Below are 24851 nucleotides of genomic sequence, written 5' to 3'. Positions count from 1 at the left end.
CGGATCACGGCAATGGCACCGCCTCTGCGACGCGGGAGGCCGAAGGAGAGCCGATGGACACCAGCGCAGAACTCCCACAGACGACCGCGTCGGGCGCGTCACTGCTGGAGCTGAAGGGCATATCCAAGCGCTTCACCGGCGTGCGGGCACTCGATCATGTCGATCTCGACGTTCGCGCGGGCGAGTTGCACGTGTTGTTCGGCGAGAACGGCGCCGGCAAGTCGACACTGATCAACGTCATCGCAGGGACTTTCCCGCCGGACGAGGGCAGCATCCACTTCGACGGCGAGGAGATCCGCCACCTGACGCCACAGCGGGCGCGTGCCATCGGCATCAGCCCGGTGTTCCAGGAGTTCTCGCTGGTGCCAAGCCTGACCGTCGAGGAGAACCTGTTTCTCGGCCGCGAGGTTTCGACCGGCGGCATGTTGCGGGCCGGGGCGATGCGCAAGAAAGCCCGCGCGCTGATCGACGAACTGGGCTTCGACCTCGATCCGGGCCGGCGCGTTGACGAGCTGTCGCGGGCGCATCAGCAGATGACGGAGATCGCCAAGGCCCTGCTCGGCAAGGTGCGCCTGCTGATCCTCGACGAGCCGACCGCCTCGCTGACCGATCGCGAGACCGGCCGCCTGTTCGAACTAATTGCTCGGCTGAAGGTGCAGAATGTCGGCATCATCTACGTCTCCCACCGCATGCGGGAAATCCGGGCGCTGGCGGACCGGGTGACGGTGCTGCGCGACGGGCGGCACATCCGCACTGTCGATGCCGCGCGGGTGACCGATGGGGAACTCGTCGAACTGATGACCGGCCGGCGGATCGACGTGCTGTTCCCCTCCATTCCGCACGCGCCTGCACAGGTGAAGGTCGATGTTGAGGGCCTTACACTCGCCGACGGGTCGGTGCGCGACGTGAATTTCTATGCGCGTGCCGGAGAGATTACCGGCGTCGCCGGTCTTGTCGGCTGTGGCAAGTCGGAGTTGGTGCGGGCGATCTACGGCCTTGAACCGGTGGTGGGCGGCATCGTGCGCATCAATGGCACGCCCTATGACGGGGCTTCGCCGCGCGCGAGCCTCCAGCGCGGCGTGGCCTATTTCCCGGCCAACCGGGTCACGGAAGGTCTCGCTTTGTCGCGCCCTATCCGTGAGAACACCTCGATGACGGCGCTCGACCTGCCCCGGCTCGCCCGGTTCGGCATCATGCGTCGGGGTCAGGAGCGCAGTCTCATAGCGGCCGCCATGGAGCGGCTGAAGCTGCGCCCGCCCAATATCGAGCGACCCGCAGGCGCGCTGTCCGGCGGCAACCGCCAGAAGGTGATGTTGGGTCGTGCACTAACCCGCGACCTTCAGGTCTTCCTGTTCGACGAACCGAGCGTCGGCATCGATGTCGGAGCCAAGCTCGAGGTCTATGAGTTCATGAAGCAGCTGGTGGAGGCGGGGGCGGCGGTCATCGTGGTCTCGTCGGAGCTACCAGAGGTGCTGGCGCTCTCCAACCGCCTCTATGTCATGCATCAGGGCCGCATCGCCGCCGAGCTCGCTGGGGCGGACAAGACCGAGCAGAACGTGCTCGCATCCTTCTTCAAGGACCATCTGGCGACGGAGGCGGCATGAGCGCGCAGGCCTCCTCCCACTCGCCCGGCGGAGCCGCACCGTTCGGCATCGCCGCCGTCTTTGGCCGCCGCGTTCTCGGCCGTGTCGGCTTCCTGCCGGCACTGCTCGTGCTGGTCGTCGCCGGCATGTCGGCCATCGACGCGCAGTTTTATGGGCCGATCAACATTCTCAACATTCTCCGCAATGCTGCGCTGCTCACCATCATCGCCTGCGGACAGGCCATGGTGATCATCGTCGGCGGCTTTGACCTGTCGGTTGGCGCGGTGGTGGCGCTGGCAAGCGTCGTTACCGCCAAGGCCATGGCCATGGCGGCCCTCGCCTTCCCCGGCAACGACGCACTGATCATCGCCTGCGGCGTCATCGCCGGGCTCGGCAGCGGCGCGGTGGTGGGCCTGATCAATGGCCTGTGCGTCGCGCGGCTGAAAGTGTCCGGCTTCGTCGTCACGCTCGGCACCATGTCAGCCACCGCCGGTGTCGCCTTGATGATCACCTCCGGCATCCCGGTTTACGGCATGCCGCCGAGCTTCGTGAAGGAGTTCGGTCGGGCCCAGTTCCTTGGCCTGCCGACAACGATCTACATCGCACTGACGGTGCTGCTGATCATGGTGCTGGTGCAGCGCCGCACGCTGTTCGGCCGCTATGTCTATGCGATTGGTGGCAATGCCGATGCGGCGGTGGTGTCCGGCGTCCGCATCAAGCGTCATATCGTCGGGGCCTATGTCCTGTCGGGCGTACTCGCGGCGCTTACCGGCCTCCTGCTCACCGCGCAGGTCGGCTCGGGTCAAGCGAGCTTCGGCGGCGATCGCATGATGCTGCAATCCATCGCGGCCGCCGTCATCGGCGGCGTCAGCCTGCGGGGCGGCATGGGACGGGTCGAGATCGTCGCGGCCAGCGCGCTGTTCCTCACCATCCTCGGCAATGCGCTGAACCTGCTCCACATCGATTCACGTCTGCAACCGGTGTTCCTCGGCGTCATCATGGTTGCGGCGGTGGCGCTGGACGAGATCGGCCAGCGGAGGAAAGCCCGTGTCTGATCTCGATTTGTCCACCGCACCGGCGACCACCTCCGGAGCCCGGCGCCTCGCCATCCAAGCCCTGTTGTGGCAGGCGGCGCTGCCTTTCGCCCTCGTACTACTGCTGCTCGGCTTCGCAGCCGTGGAACCTACGGTGCTGACCCCGGGCAATCTGGTGAACATTGTCCAGCAGGCGAGCTATCTCGCTTTGTTCGCCATGGCGCAGACGGTGGTGATCCTCACCCGCGGCTTCGACCTCGCGCTCGGGCCGACCGTCTCCATGGTCAGCGTGGGCGCCGCGCTGGCCATGGCTGGCTCGGTGGCCGGCGGCCATGAGCCGGCGGCGGTGCTGCTCATCGGCCTCGCCGCAGGCTTCGCGCTCGGCGCCGCCTGCGGCCTGTTCAATGGCCTGGTCGTTGCCTGTCTCCGTGTCAGCCCCTTTGTGGCGACGCTTGGCAGCTACAACATCGCCATCGGCATCGCCACCACGCTATCGGCCGGGCGACCGGTGCAGGGCGTGCCCGACCTGTTCTCGCATCTGCTTTATGGCGCCAGCCTATTCGGCGTGCCAGCTGCTGTACTCATCACACTCATTGTCGGCGCCACCCTCCATTTCGTGCTGACCCGCACCGTCTATGGCCGCGAGCTCTACATCATCGGCACCAATCCACGCGCGGCAACGGTCGCTGGCCTGCCGGTCAAGCGACTGCTGGTCGCTACCTATGTGCTGTGCTCGACCCTGGCGGCGCTGGGCGCGCTGATGATGACCGCACGCACCGGTTCGGGCGAACCCAATCTTGGCGGCTCGCTATCGCTGCAGGCCATCGCCGCCGCCGTGGTGGGAGGAACCAGCCTTGCAGGCGGGCGTGGCGGCGTCGGCACGGCGGTGGTCGGCGCGCTGTTCGTCACCATCCTGTCCAACGGCATGAATCTCACGCGGATCGACGGCTATGTGCAGATGGTGGTGCTTGGCGCCATCGTCATCATCGGCGTCGTTCTCGACCGGTTGCGGCTGGAGCGACGCTGATGCGCGAGAACGGTCACGACATGGTGCCGAACAGGGCGGCGCTCTTTCCCTCGCTCTATGTGGCTTCCTCGCTGGACGACGCTCTCGCCGCCCTTGCCGAGCGTGGTGTGGAGGGCTCGCCTTTCGCGGGCGGCACATGGATCATGCGGGCGCCGCTGCGCCATGAGCGGCCAGGGCAGGCCTATGTCAGCCTCGGCCGCCTCGCGGAACTGAGCCGGATCGAGACGGAGAACGACCATGTCCGCCTCGGCGCAAGCATCACCCATGCCCACCTCGCGGAGAGCCTGCGTGACCTGCCGGATCTGCGGGTGCTCGCGGAGGCGGCCGGCCGTTCCGCCAACCCGGCGGTACGCCGAGCGGCGACGCTGGGCGGCAATCTGTGCACGGCCAGCTTCCCGGCCGCCGACCTCGTCCCCGCGCTGCTGTGCCTTGACGCCGAGGTCGATATTGCCTCGCCAGGCGGTGTGGAGCGCCTGCCGCTTGAGCGGTTCCTCGCCCTTCGCCCGTCGCTTGAATCCGGCCGCTTGCTGACGAGTGTGCGCGTCCCACGCTCGCTCGCACGCAGTGCGCATGTGCGCCTGCCGCTGCGCAAGGCGGGCGACTACCCCACCGCCATTGTGAGCCTGTCGGTGGAGCGCAACGAGGTTGGACACGTCACGCAGGTGCGTGTCGCCGTCGGCGCTGTCGAGGCCGTCGCCCGGCGCTGGCCACGCCTCGAGGCCGCGCTGATCGGCAGCCCGCTCGACGCCGCCTTGGCCCACCGCGCGGCGGCGGAACTCGCCGATGAATTCCATGGGCGCGACGGCATCGATGCGCCCGGCTGGTACCGCGTCAGCGTACTGCCCACTCTCGTCCGACGGGCCGTCGCGGCGCTTTATTGATCACTACGGGAGCTCCTGATGCCGATCGACATGACAGTCAATGGCGAGGCGAGGCGTACCGTCTGCGATCCGCTGACTCCGCTCATCGACCTGCTGCGGGATGAGTTCCACCTCACCGGCGCGAAGCCAGTGTGCCGCGAAGGTTTCTGCGGCGCCTGCACGGTGCTGGTGAATGGCGCGCCGACAACGTCCTGTCTGACCCCGGCCGCTCTGGTCGAGGGGTGCGAGGTCGTCACCATCGAAGGCATGTCGGCTGGCGACCGACTCAACCCGGTCCAGGCGCAGCTGGACCTGCACGACGCCGTGCAGTGCGGCATGTGTTTTCCCGGCATGGTCGTAACCCTGTCCCATTTTCTCGATCACAGCCCCCGGCCAAGTCGGGACGACGTTCGCGCCGCGCTCACCGGAAACATCTGCCGCTGTACCGGCTATGAGCGCATCGTCGAGGCAGCGCTGGCCGTTGCCGCAGGTCGCATGGAGGTACCCCGGTGACCGTCGATGCCGTGATGGAGTTTCGTCGCCGCGATGCCCGCGACAAGCTGACCGGGCGCACGCGCTACACCATTGATCGCGCGGCTCCGGGCATGCTGCACGCGGCCGTGCTGCGCGCACCGATCGCGTCGGGGCGGCTTGTGAGGCTCGACACCTCGAAGGCCGCCTCGCTGCCGGGCGTGCGCGCTCTGGCCACCGCCGCCGATGCGCCGGGGCGCGTGGGTATCGGCATAGCCGATCATTCGCTCTTCGCCGAGGATTTGGTGCGGTATGTCGGCGAACCGCTTGCCGCCGTGGCCGCGGACACGCCGGAGCAGGCGCTGGTGGCGCTGGCGGCGATCGAGGTCGAGATCGAGCCGCTGCCCGCTGTCCTCACCATGGAGGAAGCGCTGCAATCGGATGCACCGCTCGTTCACCCGCATTGGCAGGACTATGAAGTTCTGTTCGAAGGCGGCGCCCGCGCGGGGAATGTCGCCTGGGAGGCGACGGTCGTGCGCGGGGATGTCGACGCCGCTTTCGCTCGCGCGGATGTGACGATCATCGAGAGCGCATTCCGCGTCGGCCGGCAGAACCACATGGCCTTCGAGCCGCGAGCCGCGGTCGCGCGCTATGAAGACGGCCGCTTCCATATCGAGACCTCCACACAGGTGCCGTGGACGGTGCGCAATGCGACCGCGCGATTTCTCGGTGTGCCCGCTTCGCAGGTGCGGGTAACCGTACCGCCCGTGGGCGGAGCCTTCGGCCTCAAATTTGACATTGCCATCGAACCCTTCGCCGCGCTGCTGGCCAAGATGAGCGGCCGGTCGGTACGGCTGGCGAACACGCGCGAAGAGGAAATGCTCACCTGCCTGTTCCGCGAGAATGCCGAAATCCGCATCCGCTCGGCGGTGACGCGGCAGGGCGAGATTGCCGGTCGCGAGGCGGTGGTGCTGATGGATTGCGGCGCGCATGGCGGCGAGCAGATCTTCCTGACCACCATGACCGCCCACACGCTGGGCGGCAATTACCGGCTCGGCGCGGTCCGCCTCGCCTCCCGTGCCGTCTACACCAACACTCCTCCCAACGGCGCCTTCCGGGCCTGTAATGGGGTCTACAACACCTTCGCGCTGGAACGGCACACCGACGAGATCGCCGCGGCCCTCGGCATGGACCCGCTCGAGTTCCGCCGGCGCAACGTGCTCGGCGACGGCGATCTCGGCGCTACGGGCCAGGTCTTCGAAGGCGAGGTGCTGCGCCCGATGCTGGCGCGCATGGGTGCCCTGCGCGCGCGCCGCGAGCCGACCCGCGCTGAGGATGGGCGCCTCTACGGGCGGGCGACGACCGTCGGCACTTGGTTCGTGTTCACGGGCCCGTCGGCCGCAACGGTGAACATGAATGCCGACGGCAGCGCCACGCTCGTCACTTCCGGCGTCGAGATCGGCTCCGGCTCGATGATGCAAAGTCTGCCGCAGATCGTCGCCGGAGCGCTCGGCATCCGCCCGCAGGATGTAGTGGTCCGACAGGCCGACACCGATGCCTCGGGCTACGATGTCGGCGTCGGCGGCGGACGGCAGACCGTCTCGCTCGGCGCCGCCAGCCTCGCGGCAGCGGAAGAGGTCCGGGATAAGCTCTTGGCCGTCGCGGCACAGATGCTGGATGCCACCCCGGACGACCTTGTGATGCGCAAGGGAAGGATCGAGATCGCCGGTCCCAATGGCGCCGGCTTCAGCATTGCCGAGGTGACCGCACGGGCGCAGGCCCTGTCGGGCCCGGTCGGCGGCACCGGCAGTTCCACCCGCAAGGGCGTGCCCGCCCTGCCGGGCTGCGTCGCCGGCCACTTCATCGACGCGCTCGATATTCCGGTCTTCGCCGTCCATGACTGCGAGGTCGCGGTTGATCCCGATACCGGCCATGTCGAGGTGTTGAGCTATCGCGTGGTGCAGGATGTTGGACGGGCTCTCAACCGCAGCGCCATTGGCGGCCAGATTCAGGGCGGCGTCGTGCAGGGCCTCGGCTATGCGCTGCACGAGGAGGTGTCGATCGACGCCTGCGGCCGTGTCCGCCAGGCGGGGTTCGAGACCTACCGCGTGCCGCTCGCTGGCGACGTGGTGCCGGTCGAGATCGATCTGTTCGAAGGCGCGCCGTCCCTCGGACCGCTGGGCGTCAAGGGCGCGGGCGAGGTTCCGATTCTCAATGTGGGGGCGACAGTGGCCTGCGCGGTGGCAAACGCCACGGGTCTGCGGGTGCAGGAGCTACCCTTGACGCCGCCGCGCGTCCTCGCCCTTCTGCTCGGCCGCCAACCAGAACTCGCCTTCCCCCATATCCTCCCAGAGTGGGCGGACAATCTTGTGCTGCCGCACAGCGCAGGGACATGATCGCGGCACGATCCACGATCGTGTTCCAGTCTGCTTCTGCGCGCACGCGCGACCGTCATGGCCACGTTTCGGCGGCGGCATCGCTAGCAAAGGCCTATCGGGCGTCTTCTCACTTTAACGCCGGCGTCAGGCGCCCCCGTCTCAGTAGGCTGCAGCAGATGCCGAGTCCGGGCAATTGACTGCGAATGTTCGTCACCTAATTGTCGTCGCCTAAACCAATGTAAACTCAACGACATACGTGTTCGCAATTTCACCTTGGTCGGCGCGCCAGTTCTTTTCAGAAGCGTGAACACCGGGCATGGGTGACGCCTGTTTAGCCGCACGCGCCCGTTTGGCATCGTAACCACATCCCAGAGCGCGCCTGACCCGCCGCTCTTGTGTTTCACGGCCGGCGATCCGAGAGCACACGTGCAACCTTGGGCGGTGGATTGCGTCTCGGGGACGCTGGGTCATCACCGTGGCGGACGATCCCGCTCGACCATCAACCAATCATGACTTCACACCTTGGGGCCACGCACCTTCCCTAAGGTACTGTTTCTAAACAATATTTAACTCACATCTTGTCACCATCCACGGCACACTCCCTTCGCGCCCCCATGGGCGATGGGAGTCCGGGATGAGCGAGACGGCGGAGCGGACCTCGGCGTGGCGGGGGCGCGCCATCTTCATGGCGGGCCTCCTGCTGGCGGTGGGCGGCGGTCTCTATGTCTGGTCAGGCCGGGCGAGCACGCCCCGCGCGGCCGAGGAGCCCGCCCCGCGCGCGGCGGTGCCGGTGAACGTGGCGACCGTGGAGCGCCGCTCGCTCGCGGTTGTTCTCAACGGCATCGGCATGGTGCAGGCCTCACGGACCGTGAACATTCATGCCCGCATCGACGGCACGCTCCAGTCGGTGAATTTCCGCGAGGGTCAGAATGTGAAGGCCGGCGACGTGCTGGCGCAACTCGACCCGAAGCTGGCGCAGGCCAATCTCGATCAGGTCCGCGCCGGCAAGGTCAAGGACGAGGCGCAACTGCGCGGGGCGGAGGCGGATCTCGCCCGCTATGCCGCGCTGGTGCAGAAGGACTATGCCAGCCGTCAGACCTTCGACCAGCAGCAGGCCACCGTCGACGAGCTCAAGGCCGCCGTCGCCGCCGATGCCGCAGCGGTGGAGACCGCGCAGACCAATCTCGACTACACGACGGTCACCGCGCCGGTGGATGGCCGGATGGGCATTCGCCAGGTGGATGCCGGCAATCTCGTTCATACCAGCGATTCGACGCCCATCGCCGTGCTCGCCACGCTCACGCCGATCGACGTGGTGTTCTCGCTCCCGGAAAAGGACATCGCCGCCGTGCAGGAGGCGCAAGCGCGCGGGCCGGTGCTGGCGGTCGCGACGCGTGATGATGGCACGGTGCTCGGCACGGGCACGCTGACCGTCATCGACAACCAGATCGACGCGACCACGGCGACGCTGAAGCTGAAGGCGAGCTTCCCCAATGACGATGAGCGGCTGTGGCCCGGCGCCTTCGTCCATGTCGCGCTGACCGTCGGCACGATGAAGGACGCAGTGACCGTGCCGGTCGCCGCGATCCAGCGCGGGCCGGACGGCGTCTTCGCCTGGGTGGTGACGGCGGAGAACACCGCCGTGGCCCGGCCGATCGTCACGGGCCATGTCGCGGACGGATTCGCGGTTGTGAAGGAGGGGCTGACAGACGGCGACCGGGTGGTGGTCAACGGGCAATACCGGCTGCGTGCCAACACGAAGGTCGCGGTCGCCGGGGGCGACCGGGAAAGCCTGGCCCAGGATACCCCGGCGGCGGGCAAATGAGGCGCGCGCGGTGAACCTCTCGGCTCCCTTCATCGAACGTCCGATCGCCACAACGCTGCTGATGGCGGCGCTCGCGCTGCTTGGCGTCGTCGCCTATCCGCTGCTGCCGGTCGCGCCTCTGCCGCAGGTGGATTTCCCGACCATTCAGGTCTCGGCCTCCCTGCCCGGCGCCAGCCCCGACACCATGGCCGCCGCGGTCGCCGCGCCTCTGGAACGGCGCTTCGGCCAGATCGCCGGGCTCGACCAGATGACCTCGACCTCCACCCTGGGGTCGACCTCGATCACGCTTCAGTTCGCGCTCGACCGGGATATCGACGGCGCGGCGCAGGACGTGCAGGCGGCGATCACCGCCGCGCAGCGCCAGTTGCCTGACGACCTGACCACGCCACCAAGCTATCGCAAGGTCAACCCGGCCGACAGCCCGATCCTGATCCTCGCCGCGCGCTCGGACACCATGCCGATCACCCAGGTCGATGATTTCGCCGACAATGTGCTGGCCCAGCGCCTCTCCCAGGTGAAGGGCGTCGCGCAGGTGGTGATCGGCGGCGAGCAGAAGCCGGCGATCCGGGTGCAGATCGACCCGGCCCGGCTGGCGGCCAGCGGGCTCACCTTCGAGGATGTCCGAACCACGCTTGCCGATTCCACGGCAGAGGCCGCGAAGGGGTCGATCAACGGCGCCGTGCGCAGCTTCACCATTGCCGCCAACGACCAGATCGTCACCCCGGCCGACTATGACGACGTGATCCTCGCCTATCGCAACGGCGCCCCGCTGCGCGTGCGCGATGTCGGCCATGCGGTGGAGGGAGCGGAGAACACCCATGTCGCGGCGTGGAGTACCGGGCGGCCCGCCGTGGTGTTGTTAGTGTTCAAGCAGCCAGGCGCGAATGTCATCGAGACGGTGGACGCCATCAAGGCCACCCTGCCACGGCTCGATGGCATCATTCCCGCTGGCATCAGCATCGATACCATCGTCGACCGTACCACCACCATCCGTGCCTCGGTCGCGGATGTGGAGTTCACCCTGCTGCTCACCATCGCGCTGGTGGTGATGGTGATCCTGCTCTTCCTGCGCAATCTGCGCGCGACGCTGATCCCGGCCGTGGCCGTGCCGCTCTCGCTCGCCGGCTCGGCGGCGGTGATGTACGCGCTGGGCTTCAGCCTCGACAATCTGTCGCTGATGGCGCTGACCATCGCGGTCGGCTTCGTCGTCGACGATGCCATCGTTGTGGTCGAGAACATCGTGCGCCACATGGAAGAGGGCGAGCCCGCCTATGCGGCGGCGATGAAGGGCGCGCGCGAGATCGGCTTCACCGTTCTCTCAATCAGCATTTCGCTGGTGGCGGTGTTCATCCCGCTCTTGCTGATGGGCGGGATCGTCGGACGGCTGTTCCGCGAATTCGCGCTCACCGTCACCGCCTCCATCGCCGTGTCGGCACTGGTATCGCTGACACTGACTCCGATGCTCTGCGCGCGCTTCCTCAAGCCGCCATCCCACACCCATGGCCGGCTTTACCGGATGATCGAGGCCGGCTTCGAGGCGCTCCTCGCCTTCTACGTGCGCACGCTGGCGGTCGCGATGCGTTACCGCTTCCTCACGCTCATGGTGTTCTTCGGCACCCTCGCCCTCACCGGCTGGCTGTTCGTGGCGGTGCCCAAGGGTTTCTTCCCGACGCAGGATATCGGCATCCTCAGCGGCCTGTCCGAGGCGGCGCAGGACGTCTCGCCCGACGAGATGAAACGCCTGCAGGTGCAGATCGGCGCGGTGCTCGCCAAGGACCCCGCTGTCGCGGCCTTCGGCTCGATGCTCGGTTCCGGCGGGGCGAACACCACCAATACCGGCCGCTTCTTCGTCGCGCTGAAGCCGCGTGAGGAGCGGGACGTCAGCGCCTCGGAGGTCATCAACCGCCTGCGCCCCAAGCTGGCGCAGGTGACCGGCGCCGCGGTCTTCCTGCAGCCGGCGCAGGACATATCGGTGGGCGGCCGGGTGTCGCGGGCGCTCTATCAGTACACGTTGACCGATGTGGACCTGCACGAACTTGAAGACTGGGCGCCCAAGCTTCTGGCACGGATCCGCCAGCTCCCTGAGTTCACCGATGTCTCCAGCGACCAGCAAGGCAACGCGCCCCAGCTCAAGGTGACCATCGACCGCGACCGGGCCTCCCGCTTCGGCATCCAGCCCTCGCTGATCGACGCGACGCTGAACGATGCCTTCGGCCAGCGGCAGGCGGCGCAGTATTTCACCCAGCTCGATTCCTATGCGGTGATCCTGGAGGCGACCCCGGAATTGCAGCGGCACATCGGCACGCTCGACCAGATTTATGTGAAGTCGCCGAGCACCGGGCAGGCCATTCCGCTCTCGACGCTGGTGACCATCGACCCGCAGGCGGTCGGGCCGCTCTCCGTGTCGCACCAGGCCCAATTCCCGGCGGTGACGATCTCCTTCAACCTAAAGCCCGGCGTGTCGCTCGGCGGGGCGGTGGCGGCGATCAACCGGGCCTCGGCCGAGCTCGGCGCGCCCTCCACCCTCAGCGGCAGCTTCCAGGGCAGCGCGCAGGTCTTCCAGAGCGCGCTGGCCAGCGAGCCGGCCCTGATCGCCGCGGCGCTGTTCGCGGTCTATGTCATTCTCGGCGTGCTCTATGAGAGCTTCATCCACCCGCTGACCATTCTGTCGACGCTGCCATCGGCGGGCGTAGGCGCGCTGCTGGCGCTGTGGGCGGGCGGCTTCGACCTGTCGGTGATCGGGATCATCGGCATCATCCTGCTCATCGGCATCGTGAAGAAGAACGGCATCATGCTGGTGGACTTCGCCATTGCCGGGGAGCGCGAGCGCGGCATGAGCGCGGAAGAAGCCATCACCGAGGCCTGCCGTCTGCGCTTCCGGCCCATTCTGATGACGACGATGGCGGCGCTGCTGGCCGGCGTGCCGCTGATGCTGGGCACGGGCACCGGCACGGAGCTGCGCCAGCCGCTCGGCTATGCCATGGTCGGCGGTCTGGCGCTCAGCCAGGTGCTCACCCTGTACACGACGCCGGTCGTCTATCTCTACCTAGCCGCCCTGCAACGCCGGCTGGGCGGGTCGACCACCACACCGCCGGTCACGCCTGCCCTCGCCAACAATTCGTGATTCGTCGGGGTTAGAATGCGGCGGCTAGCACGCACCCTCGGGGCCGGCCGCGTCGGCGATGAGTTGCCAGACCCGCTTGGCGTTCGCGACGATGCGGTCGCAGGACGGCGTGACGTCGGCATCACTGGCCCCGCGCAGCAGGGCGTGGCGGCGGGTTGCTTCAGCCTGCAGCATTATCGCGGTCAGCGCGTTGGCAATCTCAGGCAGTGAAAGGCCCGCCATCGCACGGGAGATATCGGCCTCGACCGCGCGCAACCCCGCCTCACCGCGACAGCTCGGCACGATCACGTCCGTCATGACGAACAGGCTCAGCGGTTCCATCTTTGTCATGTCGAGCCAATGAGAAAGCTTCACGCCAGTGGTCTCCTCGAACACTGAACCGACTGATGGAACTGTAGCGGCCACGTGAGAAGGCGCGTGTAAAACTTTGCAAATTGTCACGGCGGGCGCGGTCCCAGGCCGCCCCGGGATGGGATCGGCTCAGGGCGTTCCGTCGAGGCTTCCCGGCGCGCGCAATTCGCTCAGCAGGGCGCGCGCCTCGGTCAGCAAGGCATGCGCGCCGTCGCGGTGCCGGACCAGCGGGGAAAGCATGGCTTCAGCCTCGCCCGCACGGCCTTGCGCCTGCCAAAGCCGGGCAAGGCTCAGGGCGGCCTTGATCTCCCAGAAGGTCGCCTCCTGCTCACGGGCGATCCGCAGGGCCGTCATCAGCGCCGCTTCAGCCTCTTCGTCAGTGCGGGGCTCATTGCCGAGGCGGGTGAACTCGCCGGTGAGCCGCCAGAGCTCCGCGGCGAACCAGCCCTCCTCATTCTCCTGCGAGCGGGCCAGCGCCTCGGCCAGACAGGCCCGCGCCCGGCCGAGTTCGCCAGCCCGCGCAAGGGCCTGGGCGTATTCCGCCAGGAAGACGATGTAGTACACGCCATAGGCAATGCCCCGGAGCTTGATCAGCGCGTCGCCGAGGTTCTTGACGCCGATCGACAGGTCGCCCTCGCGGACGGCGAGCACCCCCGCAAAGCACTGGCCCCACACCTGCCAGAACTCGATCCCGTCCTGCGCGGAGACGTCGACCAGCCGGGTGATGTAGCGCCGGGCGCGCGGCAGGTCGTCGGCGAACAGCGCGACCGGGCATGCCGCCTGCACCAGCACCTGGCACAGCGTCAGCCGGTCGTCGCTCGCTTCGGCGACCGCCACGATGTCGTCGACCTCGGCCAGCGCGGCGTCGAACGCGCCCTGCAGCCAGAAAATTCGCGCGAGGAAACAGCGGCCGGTGAGCTTCTGCTCGAACACGAAGCGGATGATCTGGTCGCCGGTGGTCGGCACGACATAGCCCTTGACCATGTGCTCGAGGTGCCGGCGCGCCTCCGTCTGCCGGCCGAGCAGATGCAGGATGTAGCCGATCATGCGGTGGCCGACATAGCTGTCGTTCAGGTCGCTGCGGCGGGCGGCGACGTCGGCGAAGCGTTGCGCCAGGGCCAGCGCTTCCTGAAAGCGGCTCCGGTTGAGCAGGCCGGACCACAGCCCCCACAGGCCGCGCAGCTGATAGTCGGTGTCGTCGAGGCTTTCCGCCAGATCGAAGGTCCGCTGCCAGGCGGCCCGCGTCTCGTCCACCTGCCCCTTGATCTGCATGAGCGACCAGGCCAGCACCGCCTGGAGGCGCATCTGAACCTGCGCCGGGCAGGTGCCATCGACCCGCGCCAGCACGGCGCTGACATGGACATAGGCTTCGGCGATGAGTTGAAGCTGGAACCACAGCGGCACGGCCCCGAGCGTCAGGGCCACGGCGATCTCGGTGTCGCCGTCGGGCGACAGCGCCCAGTCGAGGGCGGCGCGGGCATTGTCGATCAGGTGGTGATGGTTCCGGGTCCATTCCGGCGCAGGGCGTCGCGGCCAATCACGATTGGCGCTGTCGAGCGCATCACGGAAAATCTCCGCATGCCGGCGCCGGAGCAGGTCGAGCTTGCCGCTCTCAGCGAGCTTCAGGCTGGCATAGGCGCGCGTTGTGTCGAGCAAGCGATAGCGCGCCTGCGAGCCATGCACATCGGCGACGACCAGTGACTTCTCGACGAGATTGGCGAGGGCGCTGATGACTTTCTGGTCCGTGGCCTCGTCATCGGCGACGATGGCGATGGCGTCATCGACGGTGAAGGTGCCGGCCAGTATCGCCAATTGCCGGAGGACGAGTTGCTCGAACGGCGGAAGCAGCGCGTAGCTCCAGTCGAGCAGCGTGCTCAGGGTCTGATGGCGCTGCCGTGCCGTCCGGCGGCCCTGCAGGTTCAGCCGGAATCGATCGTCGAGCAGATTGGCGAGGCCGACCACGCCGAGGCTTTCGACCCGGCCCGCCGCGATCTCGATGGCCAGCGCAATCCCGTCCAGCCGCCGGCAGAGATCGGCGACGACGGACGCTTCCGCATCGATCAGGCGGAAGCCGTTGAGGCTCGCCGCGGCGCGTTCCACGAAGAGCTGCACGGCCGGGTATTGCAGAGCCTCGGCGCTGGTGAGGCCGGGGCGCGGCGGCGGGGAATCGAGCGCGGACAGACGATGGATGTGCTCGCCACGCACCCGCAGCGGCTCGCGCGTGGTGGTGAGGATGTGAAGGCCCTCGCCGCCCCCGAGGAACAGCGCTTCCGCGAGGTCGGAGACGGTGTCGATGACATGCTCGCAGCTGTCCAGCAGCAGGAGCCGGCGCTTGGAGCGGGTCGCGGCGATCAGGCTGGGCAGCAACTGGTCCGTGCGCACGCCGATCCCCATAGCTGCCGCCACGGCCGTCGGGACGAGCTGCGGGTCATTCAGGGCCGACAGGTCGACGAAGCAGACTCCGTCGCCGAAACCGGCGGCGAGGTCATGAGCGACCGCGAGCGCCACGGTCGACTTGCCGATGCCACCGGGACCGACGAGCGAGACGAAGCGCTGCTCGCGCAGAAGCGAGGTGATGAACTGCACAGTCGCGGTGCGGCCGACGATGCGCGCGGGCACCGGAGGCAGGTTCGCGCTAACACCGCTGGGCTCGATCAGCCTCTCGCGCGTCGGCGGGATGTCCTCGCGCGTGATCGGAAACACGAAGGAATACCCGCGCCCGGAGATATTGACGATGTAGCGCCGCCCCTCCTGCCCATCGCCAAGCGCGCGGCGCAGGGCTGCGATGTGCACGCGCAGATTGGCTTCCTCGACGAAGGTCTCCGGCCAGGCGCTCTGGATGAGCTGCGCCTTACTGACAACGGCACCGTGATGGTCGAGAAGCGTCGCCAGAAGGGCCCGCGCGCGGCTGCCCAGCGTCACCGCCACCCCGTCCTGCGCCAGCAATTGCTGGCCCGGGTAGAAGGTGAAGGGCCCGAATCGTACCGGCCCGGCTAAAGCTGTGTTCTGCTCAATCACGGTGTTCCATTAGCCGGGTCGTGGCTCCGGGAACAGTCCCAGAACGCGATTGTTCGAGGGGGAGACGGCAGACTGTGAACACGACGCGTCAGCTCGCCCCGAGGCTCAGCCGCAGCCCCCGCAGCATGGAGCGCTGGAGCCACAGGAAGGTCAGCATCACCGGCAGGCTCGCCACCAGCACGGCGCCCATCACATCCGGCCAGTCCACCGCGTAGCGCCCCGCCGTCAGAGCATTGACGCGGATGGGCAGCGTGAAGTTCGACGAACTGCGCAGGATCGTCAGGGCCAGCACGAATTCGTTGAAGGCGGTGATGAAGGCGAAAGTCGCGGTCACCGCCACTGCCGGCATCGACAGCGGCAGCACGATGAGCCGCAGGATCTGGAACCGCGACGCGCCGTCGATGCGGGCAGCGTCCTCCAGTTCCACAGGGATCGCATCAATGTAGCCCCGCAGCATCCAGACCGCGAACGGCACCTGGAAAGCCGAATACAGCCCGATCAGCGCCAGCCTTGTGTCGGTGAGCCCCGCGCCCGCCACGAGTTGTGACAGCCCCAGCACCAGCATGACCGGCACCAGCATCTGCGACGCCAGCAGGATCTGCGAGGCCGCGCGCCGCCCCCGGAAGCGCCAGCGGGAGATCGCATAGGCGGCCGGCAGGGCGATCAGCGTCGAGATCACAGCTGTCGATACAGCGATAACAAGGCTGTTCACCAGCGCGGTTCGCAGTTCCGTGCGCGCCCACAGCCCCGCCCAGAAGGCACCGAGGCTTCCCTCGCCCTCGGCGCGGTGGAGCGTGTCGAGGGCGACGGCGAAGGGAAACAGGTTCACCGCGATCAGCGGCAGCAGGGCACACCAGGAGAGCACGCTGCGCTTAAGCATGGGCGGGGCGCTCCAGCAGGCGCAGCATCAGCACGGTCAAGGTTCCGAGGATGGCCAGCATCACCAGCGACAGCGCCGCCGCCTCGTCCAGCCGGCCCATGGAGAAGGCCAGCTTGTAGAGATAGGTCACGACGATATCCGTGCTGTTGGCCGGGCCGCCCTGCGTGAGGATCCAGATGATGGGGAATGAATTTGTCACATAGGCGATGTTGAAGATCAGCACCACGCCAAGGAAGGGACGCAGTAGCGGGAGCGTCAGATGGGCAAACCTCTGCCACGCCCCGGCGCCATCGAGCCGCGCCGCGTCGTTGAGTTCGTCGGGGATCGACGACAGGCCTGCCAGAAGAATGACCGTACTGAAAGGCACCGACACCAGCACGGCGATCAGGATCTCGAAGGCGAAGCTGGCGGGGATGGAGCCGAGCCAGACGACTGGCTGTTCGATCAGCCCCGTTGCCAGGGCGAGCCGGTTCAACAGGCCGTCCTCATCGCTGAGCACCCGCCGCCAGACCACGGCCATCGAGGTGACGGATATGGCCCAGGGCGCGAGCACGAGGAACTGGGCCAATCCTCGCCCGGCAAAGCGCCGGTTGAGGATCAGTGCGGCCGGCAAGGCGAGGAGTACGGTGCCCGCCACCACGGCTGTCGTCCAGATCACGGTCCGCGCCGCAATGTCCGGCAGGAGCGGGTCCGCCGCGAGGCGGGCGAAGTTGTCCAGCCCGGCAAAGGCCCCGATCCGACCGAAGCGGGACACGTCATGAAGTGCCATCCTGAGCAGCAGAAAGACCGGCACCAGGGTGATCAGCAAGGTCGTCGCGACGCCCGGGGCGATAAGCAGAAGCAGCGTCAGTCGGTGGTGCCGTTCTCCCCCGTCACCGGCGTGCCAGGACGTCGTCGATCTGCAGCGCGGCATCGGTCATGGCCTCTGTCGGCGTCTTCTGGCCGAGATACATGCTTTGCAGCGAGCGGACGGTAATTTCCTCAACTTCCGCCCAGCCTTTTATCGTCGGCGCGAAGCGGGCGTAAGGCAGCCCGGCGGCGAAAGCGGAGATATCCGGGTTGTCCTTGTAATAGCTGTCGCTCGCCCCCTCGACCGTCACCGGAAGCAGCCCTTCCGCGCGATCGAACTCGGCGCGGTATTTCGGGCCGTAGAGGAACTGCATGAAGTCCCAGGCCACCGTCTGGTTCTTCGACGAGCTGGACAGGGTGAGAACATCGGTGACGCCGAGCGTGACGGGCGCCGCCTGGACCGGCAGCGGCAGCACGGCGTAGCGCAGATTGGGCGCTTCCGCCTTCAGCTGCGGAATCAGCATCGGGTAGGTGAAGACGATGCCGATGCGCCCTTCCTTGAACAGCTTGAACACATCCTCGCGGCTTTGCGCCGTCGGCGAGGGCTCGGTCGCCTTGTCGTTGATCAGCGACTGGTAGAAGCTCGCGGCGCGAATAGCCTCGGGCGATCCGAGCCCGCTCTTGCCATCCTTGGTGAGGATTTCACCGCCAAAGCCCCAGAGCGCATAATAAAAATAGGTGTCGACCTCGACTTCCTTGCCCGGCAGCCCGAACCCGTAGCTGTTGGGCAGCGCCGACACGGCCTTCGCCGCGGTGCGTAGTTCGTCCCATGTCTTCGGCGGCTGCACGCCGGCCTTTTGCAGCAGATCGGTATTGACCACCATGGCACGCGCGGAGGCCGCCGCCGGCAGGCCGAGCAGGGCCCCCTTCACGGTCGCCGGCACGAAGAAGGCCGGAATGAACTTCGCCTTGAAGTCCGGCGTCGCAAGCGCATCGAGCGGCTGGAGCAGTCCATCGGCGGCGAGGTCCGACACCCACATGGTCGGCACGATGGCGATGTCCGGCTGATCGCCGCTGCTGATTTCGGTCGTCAGCTTCTGCAGGTAGCTATCCCACGGAATCACCTCGATCTGGATCCGGGTGCCGGGATGCTGCGCCTCATAATCGCGCGCGACGCGCTCAAGAAAGGGGCGCGTAAAGCCGGAATACTCCCCGGCGGTAAATCGCAGATCCGTTGCGCAAGCGCTTCCACCCGCCAGTGGAAGAACCGCTAAAGCAAGCGCAAGAAAAAATCCTGAAAAACGCGCCATTGTTATTGTCCCCCCACAATAGCAACCGAACCTAGCCCAGGGGGCAGCCGACTGGCAACAATCAGAAACATAGCGATGCGGCGGCTTTGTCGGACGCGCGTCAATTGCCTCAGCGGTTTCAGCCTCCGAGCATGGAGCTTGGGGCCGCCTGTCGTTGCGGGCCACCTTCCCCGGCAAAGGGTGCCGATCGCGCACGGCTCGCCTTCCGACCGCTCGACTGACGGGGACATAACGTCGATGGGCGGCCACGTCACAAGGGTGTGCGGCGCCATCCACAACTCCCTTCGGAGCGTGGATGGCGCCGCACGACACCCTTAGCGTTCGGACCTTCGATCCTAGATCAGGAAGTCGAACTGCGAGCTATCGAAGGTGCCGTGTCCCACCAGCTGGAAACGCACATCCGCGCCGTGGTCGAGGGCGGCGGTGGCGGCGAGGTTGCGGACGACATAGCCGTCCTCGTCACGGGAGACGATCTCCGCCCCCTGGAGCTGGGCGATCTCGTAGGGCGTGTCGATCTCCAGCGTCCAGCCACTCAGCGCGGCGCCCTCATTGTGCAATGTCACCTCGGCGGTGAAGTCAGCGGCCCGGCTCTCGACCAACGCGATGGACGCGTCGATCACGTCATTGCTGAGCGACACGGACGCCGTGCGCAGGGCACTCGCCTCCTCCCCGCCAACCGCGCGGCCGTTGACGATGAAATCATCCGCCGTGGCGCTGCCGCCCGAGGCCTGGAAGCCGAAGCTCACCTCCCCGCCGGCCGCCACCTTCCCGTTCCAGGAGGCGTTGCGCACCACATAATGGTCGCCGACATGGCTGACGATCTGGGCGTTCCAGATGTTGGAGATGTCGAAGGGGGCGTCGAACTCCACGGTCCAGCCGTTCAGCGTGGCCTCGGGCTTCAGCGTCATCGCGGCGGTAAAGCCGGTGCCCCAATTGCTGGCGACCGTGAAGGACACGGCGTCACCGCCAGCGGGCGGGGCGGCATCGTCATTCTCGATGGTGCCCCGTCCCGTGCCATCCGCGAGCGTGGCCCCGGTGGGACTGGAGAGAACGAGGTTGAAGGTCTCGTTGCCCTCCAGCACGCCATCGCCGATCGCGGCGACCTTGATGGTCTTGCTGGTTTCACCCGCCGCGAAGGTCAGCGTGCCGGACGCCGCCTGATAATCCTGTCCGGCCACCGCCGAGCCGTTCGCGGTCGCGTATTTCACGCTCACCGGCCCGGTCGCGGCTTCCGACAGGGTGACAGTGAAGGTGAGCATGCCCGCCGCGCTGGCGCTGCCCTCCAGCGCCGTGGCGTCGCTGACGCTGAGCGTGGGGAGGGTCGGGGCGGCCGCGTCATCATCCTGGATCACCGCGCTTGCCTGCGCGACGCCGATCACCGCGCCCTGTGCATTGCTGAGCAGCAGGGTGAAGCTCTCCGTGGCTTCGGCGAGATTGTCGCCGGTGATGGCGATGCGCACGGTCTTGGTGGTCTCGCCGGCGGCAAAGTTCAACGTGCCGCTGGCCGCCGTGAAGTCGTCAGCCCCGGCTGTGCCGGCGACCGTCTGATAGTTCACCGTCACGGCCTGCGTGGCGGCAGCCGAGAGGGTGATGGTGAACACGGCATAGGTGCCGGCGCCGCTACTGCCCCCCTCCTCCAGATCGAACTGGATCGGCTCGAGATAGGCCATCTTGTTGGTGTTCACCGTGCGCCAGTCATCGGCGAGGATGCCGCCCGTATCGCCGGAATTGGGGTTCCACGACCAATAGGTCCAGCTGATGCCCTCCTGGCCGGCGGGAATGTCGATCGTGCCGTCATTGTCGAAGTCGCCGGCCATGTAGGAGGTCAGCGCCTCCAGCCAGGGGGCGTCCTTCGGGTCGGTCAGCTTGGTGCCGAACTCGCCGATCAGCACCGGCGCGATGTTCTCGCGGTAGATATAGCCCCACATCTCGTCGAACTTCGCAGGGAGCTGCGCGGCGAAGTTGGGATCCTTGAACCAGGGCTGCTCATAGACCGAGTTGCCATAGTCATGCGCCGAATAGACCAGCTTGTTCGGCACATCGAGCTCGATTGGCCGGTCGGCCACGCCCTTGAGGTTACCGCCCCACCAGTAATTGGCGCCCTCATAGGAGCCGACGCCCTCGACGATGATCAGCCAGTTCGGGTTGACTTCGCCAATGGCGTTACCGGCCCGCTCGGCCGCCGCCGCCCAGTCACGGGCACCGCCGCCGCCCCATGTCCCGTTATAGGGCTCGTTATGCAGATCGGCGCCGATGACGGCGGTGTTGTCGGCATAGCGCTCCGCCAGCATCTGCCAGTCGTCGATCCAGGCGGCTTCCGTGTAGGTGCTGTCGTACCAGAGCCCATTCTCCGAGGTCCCGGCGCCGAAGGAAGAGCGGTGATGATCGAGAATGACCTTCAGCCCGATCTCCTCGGCATAGGCGACGATCTTGTCCATGATCTGCAGCGGCGTCAGGCCGCGCAGGTCCGGGTTCTGGCTGTAGTCGATGCCGCTGGCGCTGGTGGCGTGCAGCGTGGCGCTGGCGAAGGGCAGCCGGATGGTGTTGAAGTCCAGTTCCTTCATCTGGTCCATCATGTCCGTGTAGGACCGCGTCCAGACGCCATGCGGGGAAGCGTTGGAGGATTCGAAGCCGAACCAGTTCACGCCGGCGAGCTTCACCGGGTTGCCGTCGGAATCGACGATCTGGTTGCCGAAGGTCGAGAACCAGCCATCCGCCGCGCCGCCGCCCGCGCCCGCATCGCCCTCGACCACGGTCGTGCCGGCCACCGAGACGGTGGGCGGCGGCGTCACGTCGTCATTGGTGATGGTGCCGGTGCCGCTGGCGTCGGCCAGCGTCGCGCCGGAGGGCTTGGAGAGCGTGATGGTCAGCGCCTCGTTCGCTTCCACCACCTTGTCGCCGATCACCGGCACGCGGATGACCTTGGAGGTCTCGCCCGCCGCGAAGGTCAGCGTGCCCGATACCGCCTGATAATCCTGCCCGGCGGTCGCCGTGCCGTTGGCGCTGGCATAGGCGACGCTCACCGCGCTCGCTGCCGCCTTGGAGAGGGTGACGGTGAAAGAGAGATAGGCCGTGCCGTCATTCCCCTCCGCCACGCTCGCATCGCTGATGGCGAGCGTCGGCAGGGTTGGCGCAACGTCGTCATTGGTGATGGTGCCGGTGCCGCTGGCGTCGGCCAGCGTCGCGCCGGAGGGCTTGGAGAGCGTGATGCTCAACGCCTCGTTCGCTTCCACCACCTTGTCGCCGATCACCGGCACGCGGATGACCTTCGAGGTCTCGCCCGCCGCGAAGGTCAGCGTGCCCGATACCGCCTGATAATCCTGCCCGGCGGTCGCCGTGCCGTTGGCACTGGCATAGGCGACACTCACCGCACCCGCCGCCGCCTTGGACAGGGTGACGGTGAAGGAGAGATAGGCCGTACCGTCATTACCCTCGGCGACGCTGGCGTCGCCAATGGCGAGCGTCGGCAGGGTGGGCGCAACGTCGTCATTGGTGATGGTGCCGGTGCCGCTGGCATCGGCCAGCGTCGCGCCGGAGGGCTTGGAGAGCGCGATGCTCAGCGCCTCATTGGCCTCCACCACCTTGTCGCCGATCACCGGCACGCGAATGACCTTCGAGGTCTCGCCCGCCGCGAAGGTCAGCGTGCCCGATACCGCCTGATAGTCCTGCCCGGCGGTCGCCGTGCCGTTGGCGCTGGCATAGGCGACGCTCACCGCACTCGCTGCCGCCTTGGAAAGGGTGACGGTGAAGGAGAGGTAAGAGGTGCCGTCATTACCCTCGGCGACGCTGGCGTCGCTGATGGCGAGCGTCGGCAGAACCGGCACCGGGTCCGTCCCTCCCCCCGCCGGGGTTCCATTGATGACGAAATCATCGGCGACGATCGCCGTGCCGCCGGGCGACGCCTGGAAGCCGAAGCTCACCTCGCCATTGGCCGCCACCTTGCCGTTCCAGGCGGCGTTGCGGATGACGTAGTGGTCGCCGACATGGCTGACGATCTCGGCGTTCCAGATGTTGCTGATGTCGAACGAAGCGTCGAACTCCACGGTCCAGCCATTCAGCGCGGCGACGGGCTTCAGCGTCATCGCGCCGGTAAAGCCCGCCCCCCAATTGTCCGTCACCGCGAAGGCGAGGCTGTTGCCGCCGGCGGGCGGGGCCGCGGCATCGTCGTTCAGCAGAGTGCCGGTGGCCGTGCCGTCGGCGATGGTCGCATCCGTGGGGCCCGAGAGCTCGACGGTGAACCGCTCATCCGCCTCGACTATCTTGTCCCCGATAATGTCGACATGGACCTGCTTGCTGGTTTCGCCCGGCGCGAAAGTGAGGGTGCCGTTGGTTGCCTCATAATCAGTGCCGGCGACCGCCGTACCGTTGACCGTCCGATACTGTACCGTCACGGGCGTGGTCGAGGGCTTGTCGAGCGTGACCATGAACATAAAGTGGACGTGGTCGCCATTGCCTTCGGACACCGACAGATCGGCGACGGACAGGGCCGGAACGGGGGTCGGCGTCAGCCCGTCATCGTTCAGCAGCGTGCCGGTGGCCGAGCCGTCGGCGATGGTCGCGCCCGTGGGGGCGGACAGCTCGACCGTGAACCGCTCATCAGCCTCCGCGACCTTGTCGCCGATCACGTCGACATGGATCTGCTTGGCGGTCTCGCCCGCCGCGAAGGTCACCGTGCCGCTGGTCGCCTCATAGTCCGACCCGGCGAGCGCGGTGCCGTTCGCCGTGCGGTACTGCACCGTCACCGGGCTGGTGGACGCCTTGTCGAGCGTGACCAGGAACATGAAATGCACATGGGCGCCGTCGCCTTCCGTCACCGACAGATCGGCGATGGAGACGGCCGGCAGCACGTTGGGCGCCTGCGCGTCGTCATTGACAATGGTGCCGGTCGCCCGCTCATCCGCCAGCGTCGCGCCGGACGGCGAGGACAGGACGAGATCGAACGCCTCGTTGAGCTCGAAAATGGCATCGCCGTTAATGGTGACCTGCACCGTCTTGCTTGTCTCGCCCGGCTGGAAGGTGAGCCGGCCGATAGCGGCCTGATAGTCGGAACCAGCCAGCGCCGTGCCGTTCAGCGTCGAGTAGTCGACGCTGACCACACCCGCCGCCGCCTTTGACAGGGTGACGGTGAAGCTCATCAAGCTCGTGCCGCTCTGGCCTTCGGAGAGCTGGGCATCGGCGACGCGGAGCGTCGGCAGCGTGCCGCCGGCATCCGCCGCCTCGATGAGGCCGCGCCATTTCTGGTAGGTGGCGTCTTCCACCGCGACGATGTTGTTGTAGTCCAGTTCCGCCAGCGAGACGCCGGTCAGCGTGTAGGTCTGGTTCTGCCCGACAATGGTAATGACCGTGGAGCCGTTCACCTCCGCCACGGTGAATTCGGCCGGGCGGAAATACTTGAAGTCCAGCTTGTCCGTCGCCGGGTCGAAGTCGAGCACGGTCTTGGAGCCGTAATCCCAGTCGATCAGATAGGTCGTGCCGGTGACGCCGCTCGGCGGGGCACCGGGGCCGGCGGTCGTCGGCCACACATTGGTGCCGACAGTCGGGATGTCGGCACGGCTGATCACCTGCGAATCAGGAACGGAAGCCAAGCCGAGCTGCAGAAAGATGCGGTCTTCGCGCACCTGCGCCGAATGGAACAGGAAGTTATCGGCCGAGAGGTCGGCCACCGTCGTGCCGAGCAGGATCAACGTCTGGCCGGTCGTGTAATTGCCGATGACCACGCCCTCGGCGCCGTCCACCATATAGAGCTGCTCGCGCGTGCCGTAATAGCGGAAGTCGACCACATCCGTGTCGGCGTTGAACGCCACGCGGTCGATCTGGCCGACCTCGTGCGAGCGCGCATAGACAGTGTTGGGCTTCTGCGTGATGCCATGTTCCCAGGCCAGCGCGCCGCTGAGATCCTGCCGCAGATGATCATTCTCCACCGGCACGAAGCTGTTCACGGTGAGCTGGCCGAGCGAGATGCCGACGATCAGCGTCTGCCTGCCGCTCCACGGGTCCATGAAAGCGACGCCCTCGCCGGTATCGACGACAATGTAGCCATGCACCGAGTTGGAGCCGAGATCGAGCTTGTCGCTCGCCGGGTTGAAGCCCTCGATGCGCCGCTGACCGGACGCAGGCAGTTCCGCGGAATAGATGGTGCCGGCCATGTCATGCCTCCTGGGTCATGTCCCGCTCTCACCGGAGCGGTAAAATCAATGCATG

14 protein-coding genes are annotated in these 24851 nt (G+C 67.0%); 8 read left to right on the top strand and 6 right to left on the bottom strand.

From position 1 onward, the window contains the following. Positions 1-53 precede the first annotated feature (53 nt). From AncyloWKF20_RS04610 to AncyloWKF20_RS04575, 8 genes are all read left to right on the top strand, one after another. Entirely contained in the window at positions 54-1604 is a 1551-nt protein-coding gene (locus tag AncyloWKF20_RS04610) for a sugar ABC transporter ATP-binding protein (RefSeq protein ID WP_279316732.1), read from the top strand. Further along, positions 1601-2638, top strand: a complete 1038-nt coding sequence (locus AncyloWKF20_RS04605) for an ABC transporter permease (protein ID WP_279316731.1) — start codon at positions 1601-1603, stop codon at positions 2636-2638. Before AncyloWKF20_RS04610 ends, AncyloWKF20_RS04605 begins: the two co-directional genes overlap by 4 nt. Next, positions 2631-3644: an ABC transporter permease gene (locus AncyloWKF20_RS04600; RefSeq protein WP_279316730.1), complete on the top strand. Its 1014-nt coding sequence runs from the start codon at positions 2631-2633 to the stop codon at positions 3642-3644. Before AncyloWKF20_RS04605 ends, AncyloWKF20_RS04600 begins: the two co-directional genes overlap by 8 nt. Continuing rightward, on the top strand, positions 3644-4525 hold the full coding sequence (locus AncyloWKF20_RS04595; RefSeq protein ID WP_279316729.1) for an FAD binding domain-containing protein: 882 nt from the start codon (positions 3644-3646) through the stop codon (positions 4523-4525). The genes AncyloWKF20_RS04600 and AncyloWKF20_RS04595 overlap by 1 nt, the downstream gene beginning before the upstream one ends. Positions 4526-4543: 18 nt before the next feature. Then, positions 4544-5017: a 2Fe-2S iron-sulfur cluster-binding protein gene (locus AncyloWKF20_RS04590; RefSeq protein WP_279316728.1), complete on the top strand. Its 474-nt coding sequence runs from the start codon at positions 4544-4546 to the stop codon at positions 5015-5017. Between the two features lie 14 nt (positions 5018-5031). Further along, entirely contained in the window at positions 5032-7371 is a 2340-nt protein-coding gene (locus tag AncyloWKF20_RS04585) for a xanthine dehydrogenase family protein molybdopterin-binding subunit (protein WP_279317888.1), read from the top strand. Positions 7372-7987: 616 nt separating this feature from the next. Then, complete coding sequence (locus AncyloWKF20_RS04580) at positions 7988-9178, top strand: efflux RND transporter periplasmic adaptor subunit (protein WP_279316727.1); 1191 nt, start codon at positions 7988-7990, stop codon at positions 9176-9178. Between the two features lie 10 nt (positions 9179-9188). Continuing rightward, positions 9189-12302 carry a multidrug efflux RND transporter permease subunit gene (locus AncyloWKF20_RS04575; RefSeq protein ID WP_279316726.1) on the top strand — a complete coding sequence of 1038 codons (3114 nt, stop codon included), beginning with the start codon at positions 9189-9191 and terminating at the stop codon, positions 12300-12302. 24 nt (positions 12303-12326) lie between these two features. Here the strand turns inward: AncyloWKF20_RS04575 and AncyloWKF20_RS04570 are convergent, their stop codons facing one another. The 6 genes from AncyloWKF20_RS04570 to AncyloWKF20_RS04545 form a co-directional block, all read right to left on the bottom strand. Further along, complete coding sequence (locus AncyloWKF20_RS04570; RefSeq protein ID WP_279316725.1) at positions 12327-12656, bottom strand: hypothetical protein; 330 nt, start codon at positions 12654-12656, stop codon at positions 12327-12329. A 126-nt stretch (positions 12657-12782) separates the two neighbouring features. Continuing rightward, a complete protein-coding gene (locus tag AncyloWKF20_RS04565; RefSeq protein ID WP_279316724.1) occupies positions 12783-15671 on the bottom strand; it encodes a winged helix-turn-helix domain-containing protein in 2889 nt (962 codons plus the stop codon). Positions 15672-15759: 88 nt separating this feature from the next. Next, positions 15760-16551: a carbohydrate ABC transporter permease gene (locus tag AncyloWKF20_RS04560; RefSeq protein WP_279316723.1), complete on the bottom strand. Its 792-nt coding sequence runs from the start codon at positions 16549-16551 to the stop codon at positions 15760-15762. Then, entirely contained in the window at positions 16544-17305 is a 762-nt protein-coding gene (locus AncyloWKF20_RS04555) for a sugar ABC transporter permease (RefSeq protein WP_279316722.1), read from the bottom strand. The genes AncyloWKF20_RS04560 and AncyloWKF20_RS04555 overlap by 8 nt, the downstream gene beginning before the upstream one ends. Positions 17306-17423: 118 nt before the next feature. Further along, the gene (locus AncyloWKF20_RS04550) at positions 17424-18650 is read right to left on the bottom strand and encodes a sugar ABC transporter substrate-binding protein (protein WP_279317887.1); all 1227 of its coding nucleotides are present in this window, start codon (positions 18648-18650) and stop codon (positions 17424-17426) included. Between the two features lie 335 nt (positions 18651-18985). Further along, a complete protein-coding gene (locus AncyloWKF20_RS04545) occupies positions 18986-24796 on the bottom strand; it encodes a Calx-beta domain-containing protein (protein WP_279316721.1) in 5811 nt (1936 codons plus the stop codon). Between the last annotated feature and the right edge of the window lie 55 nt (positions 24797-24851).

Source organism: Ancylobacter sp. WKF20 (genome assembly GCF_029760895.1).
Classification (GTDB): domain Bacteria; phylum Pseudomonadota; class Alphaproteobacteria; order Rhizobiales; family Xanthobacteraceae; genus Ancylobacter.
This window is presented reverse-complemented; position numbering and strand designations above follow the sequence as displayed.

Bases quoted from the DNA above. Each gene is read 5' to 3' on its own strand.
- AncyloWKF20_RS04560 (WP_279316723.1), bottom strand. From the start codon at position 16,551: ATGCTTAAGCGCAGCGTGCTCTCCTGGTGTGCCCTGCTGCCGCTGATC.
- AncyloWKF20_RS04605 (WP_279316731.1), top strand. From the start codon at position 1,601: ATGAGCGCGCAGGCCTCCTCCCACTCGCCCGGCGGAGCCGCACCGTTC.
- AncyloWKF20_RS04580 (WP_279316727.1), top strand. From the start codon at position 7,988: ATGAGCGAGACGGCGGAGCGGACCTCGGCGTGGCGGGGGCGCGCCATC.
- AncyloWKF20_RS04610 (WP_279316732.1), top strand. From the start codon at position 54: ATGGACACCAGCGCAGAACTCCCACAGACGACCGCGTCGGGCGCGTCA.
- AncyloWKF20_RS04550 (WP_279317887.1), bottom strand. From the start codon at position 18,650: ATGGCGCGTTTTTCAGGATTTTTTCTTGCGCTTGCTTTAGCGGTTCTT.
- AncyloWKF20_RS04585 (WP_279317888.1), top strand. From the start codon at position 5,032: ATGGAGTTTCGTCGCCGCGATGCCCGCGACAAGCTGACCGGGCGCACG.
- AncyloWKF20_RS04595 (WP_279316729.1), top strand. From the start codon at position 3,644: ATGCGCGAGAACGGTCACGACATGGTGCCGAACAGGGCGGCGCTCTTT.
- AncyloWKF20_RS04545 (WP_279316721.1), bottom strand. From the start codon at position 24,796: ATGGCCGGCACCATCTATTCCGCGGAACTGCCTGCGTCCGGTCAGCGG.
- AncyloWKF20_RS04590 (WP_279316728.1), top strand. From the start codon at position 4,544: ATGCCGATCGACATGACAGTCAATGGCGAGGCGAGGCGTACCGTCTGC.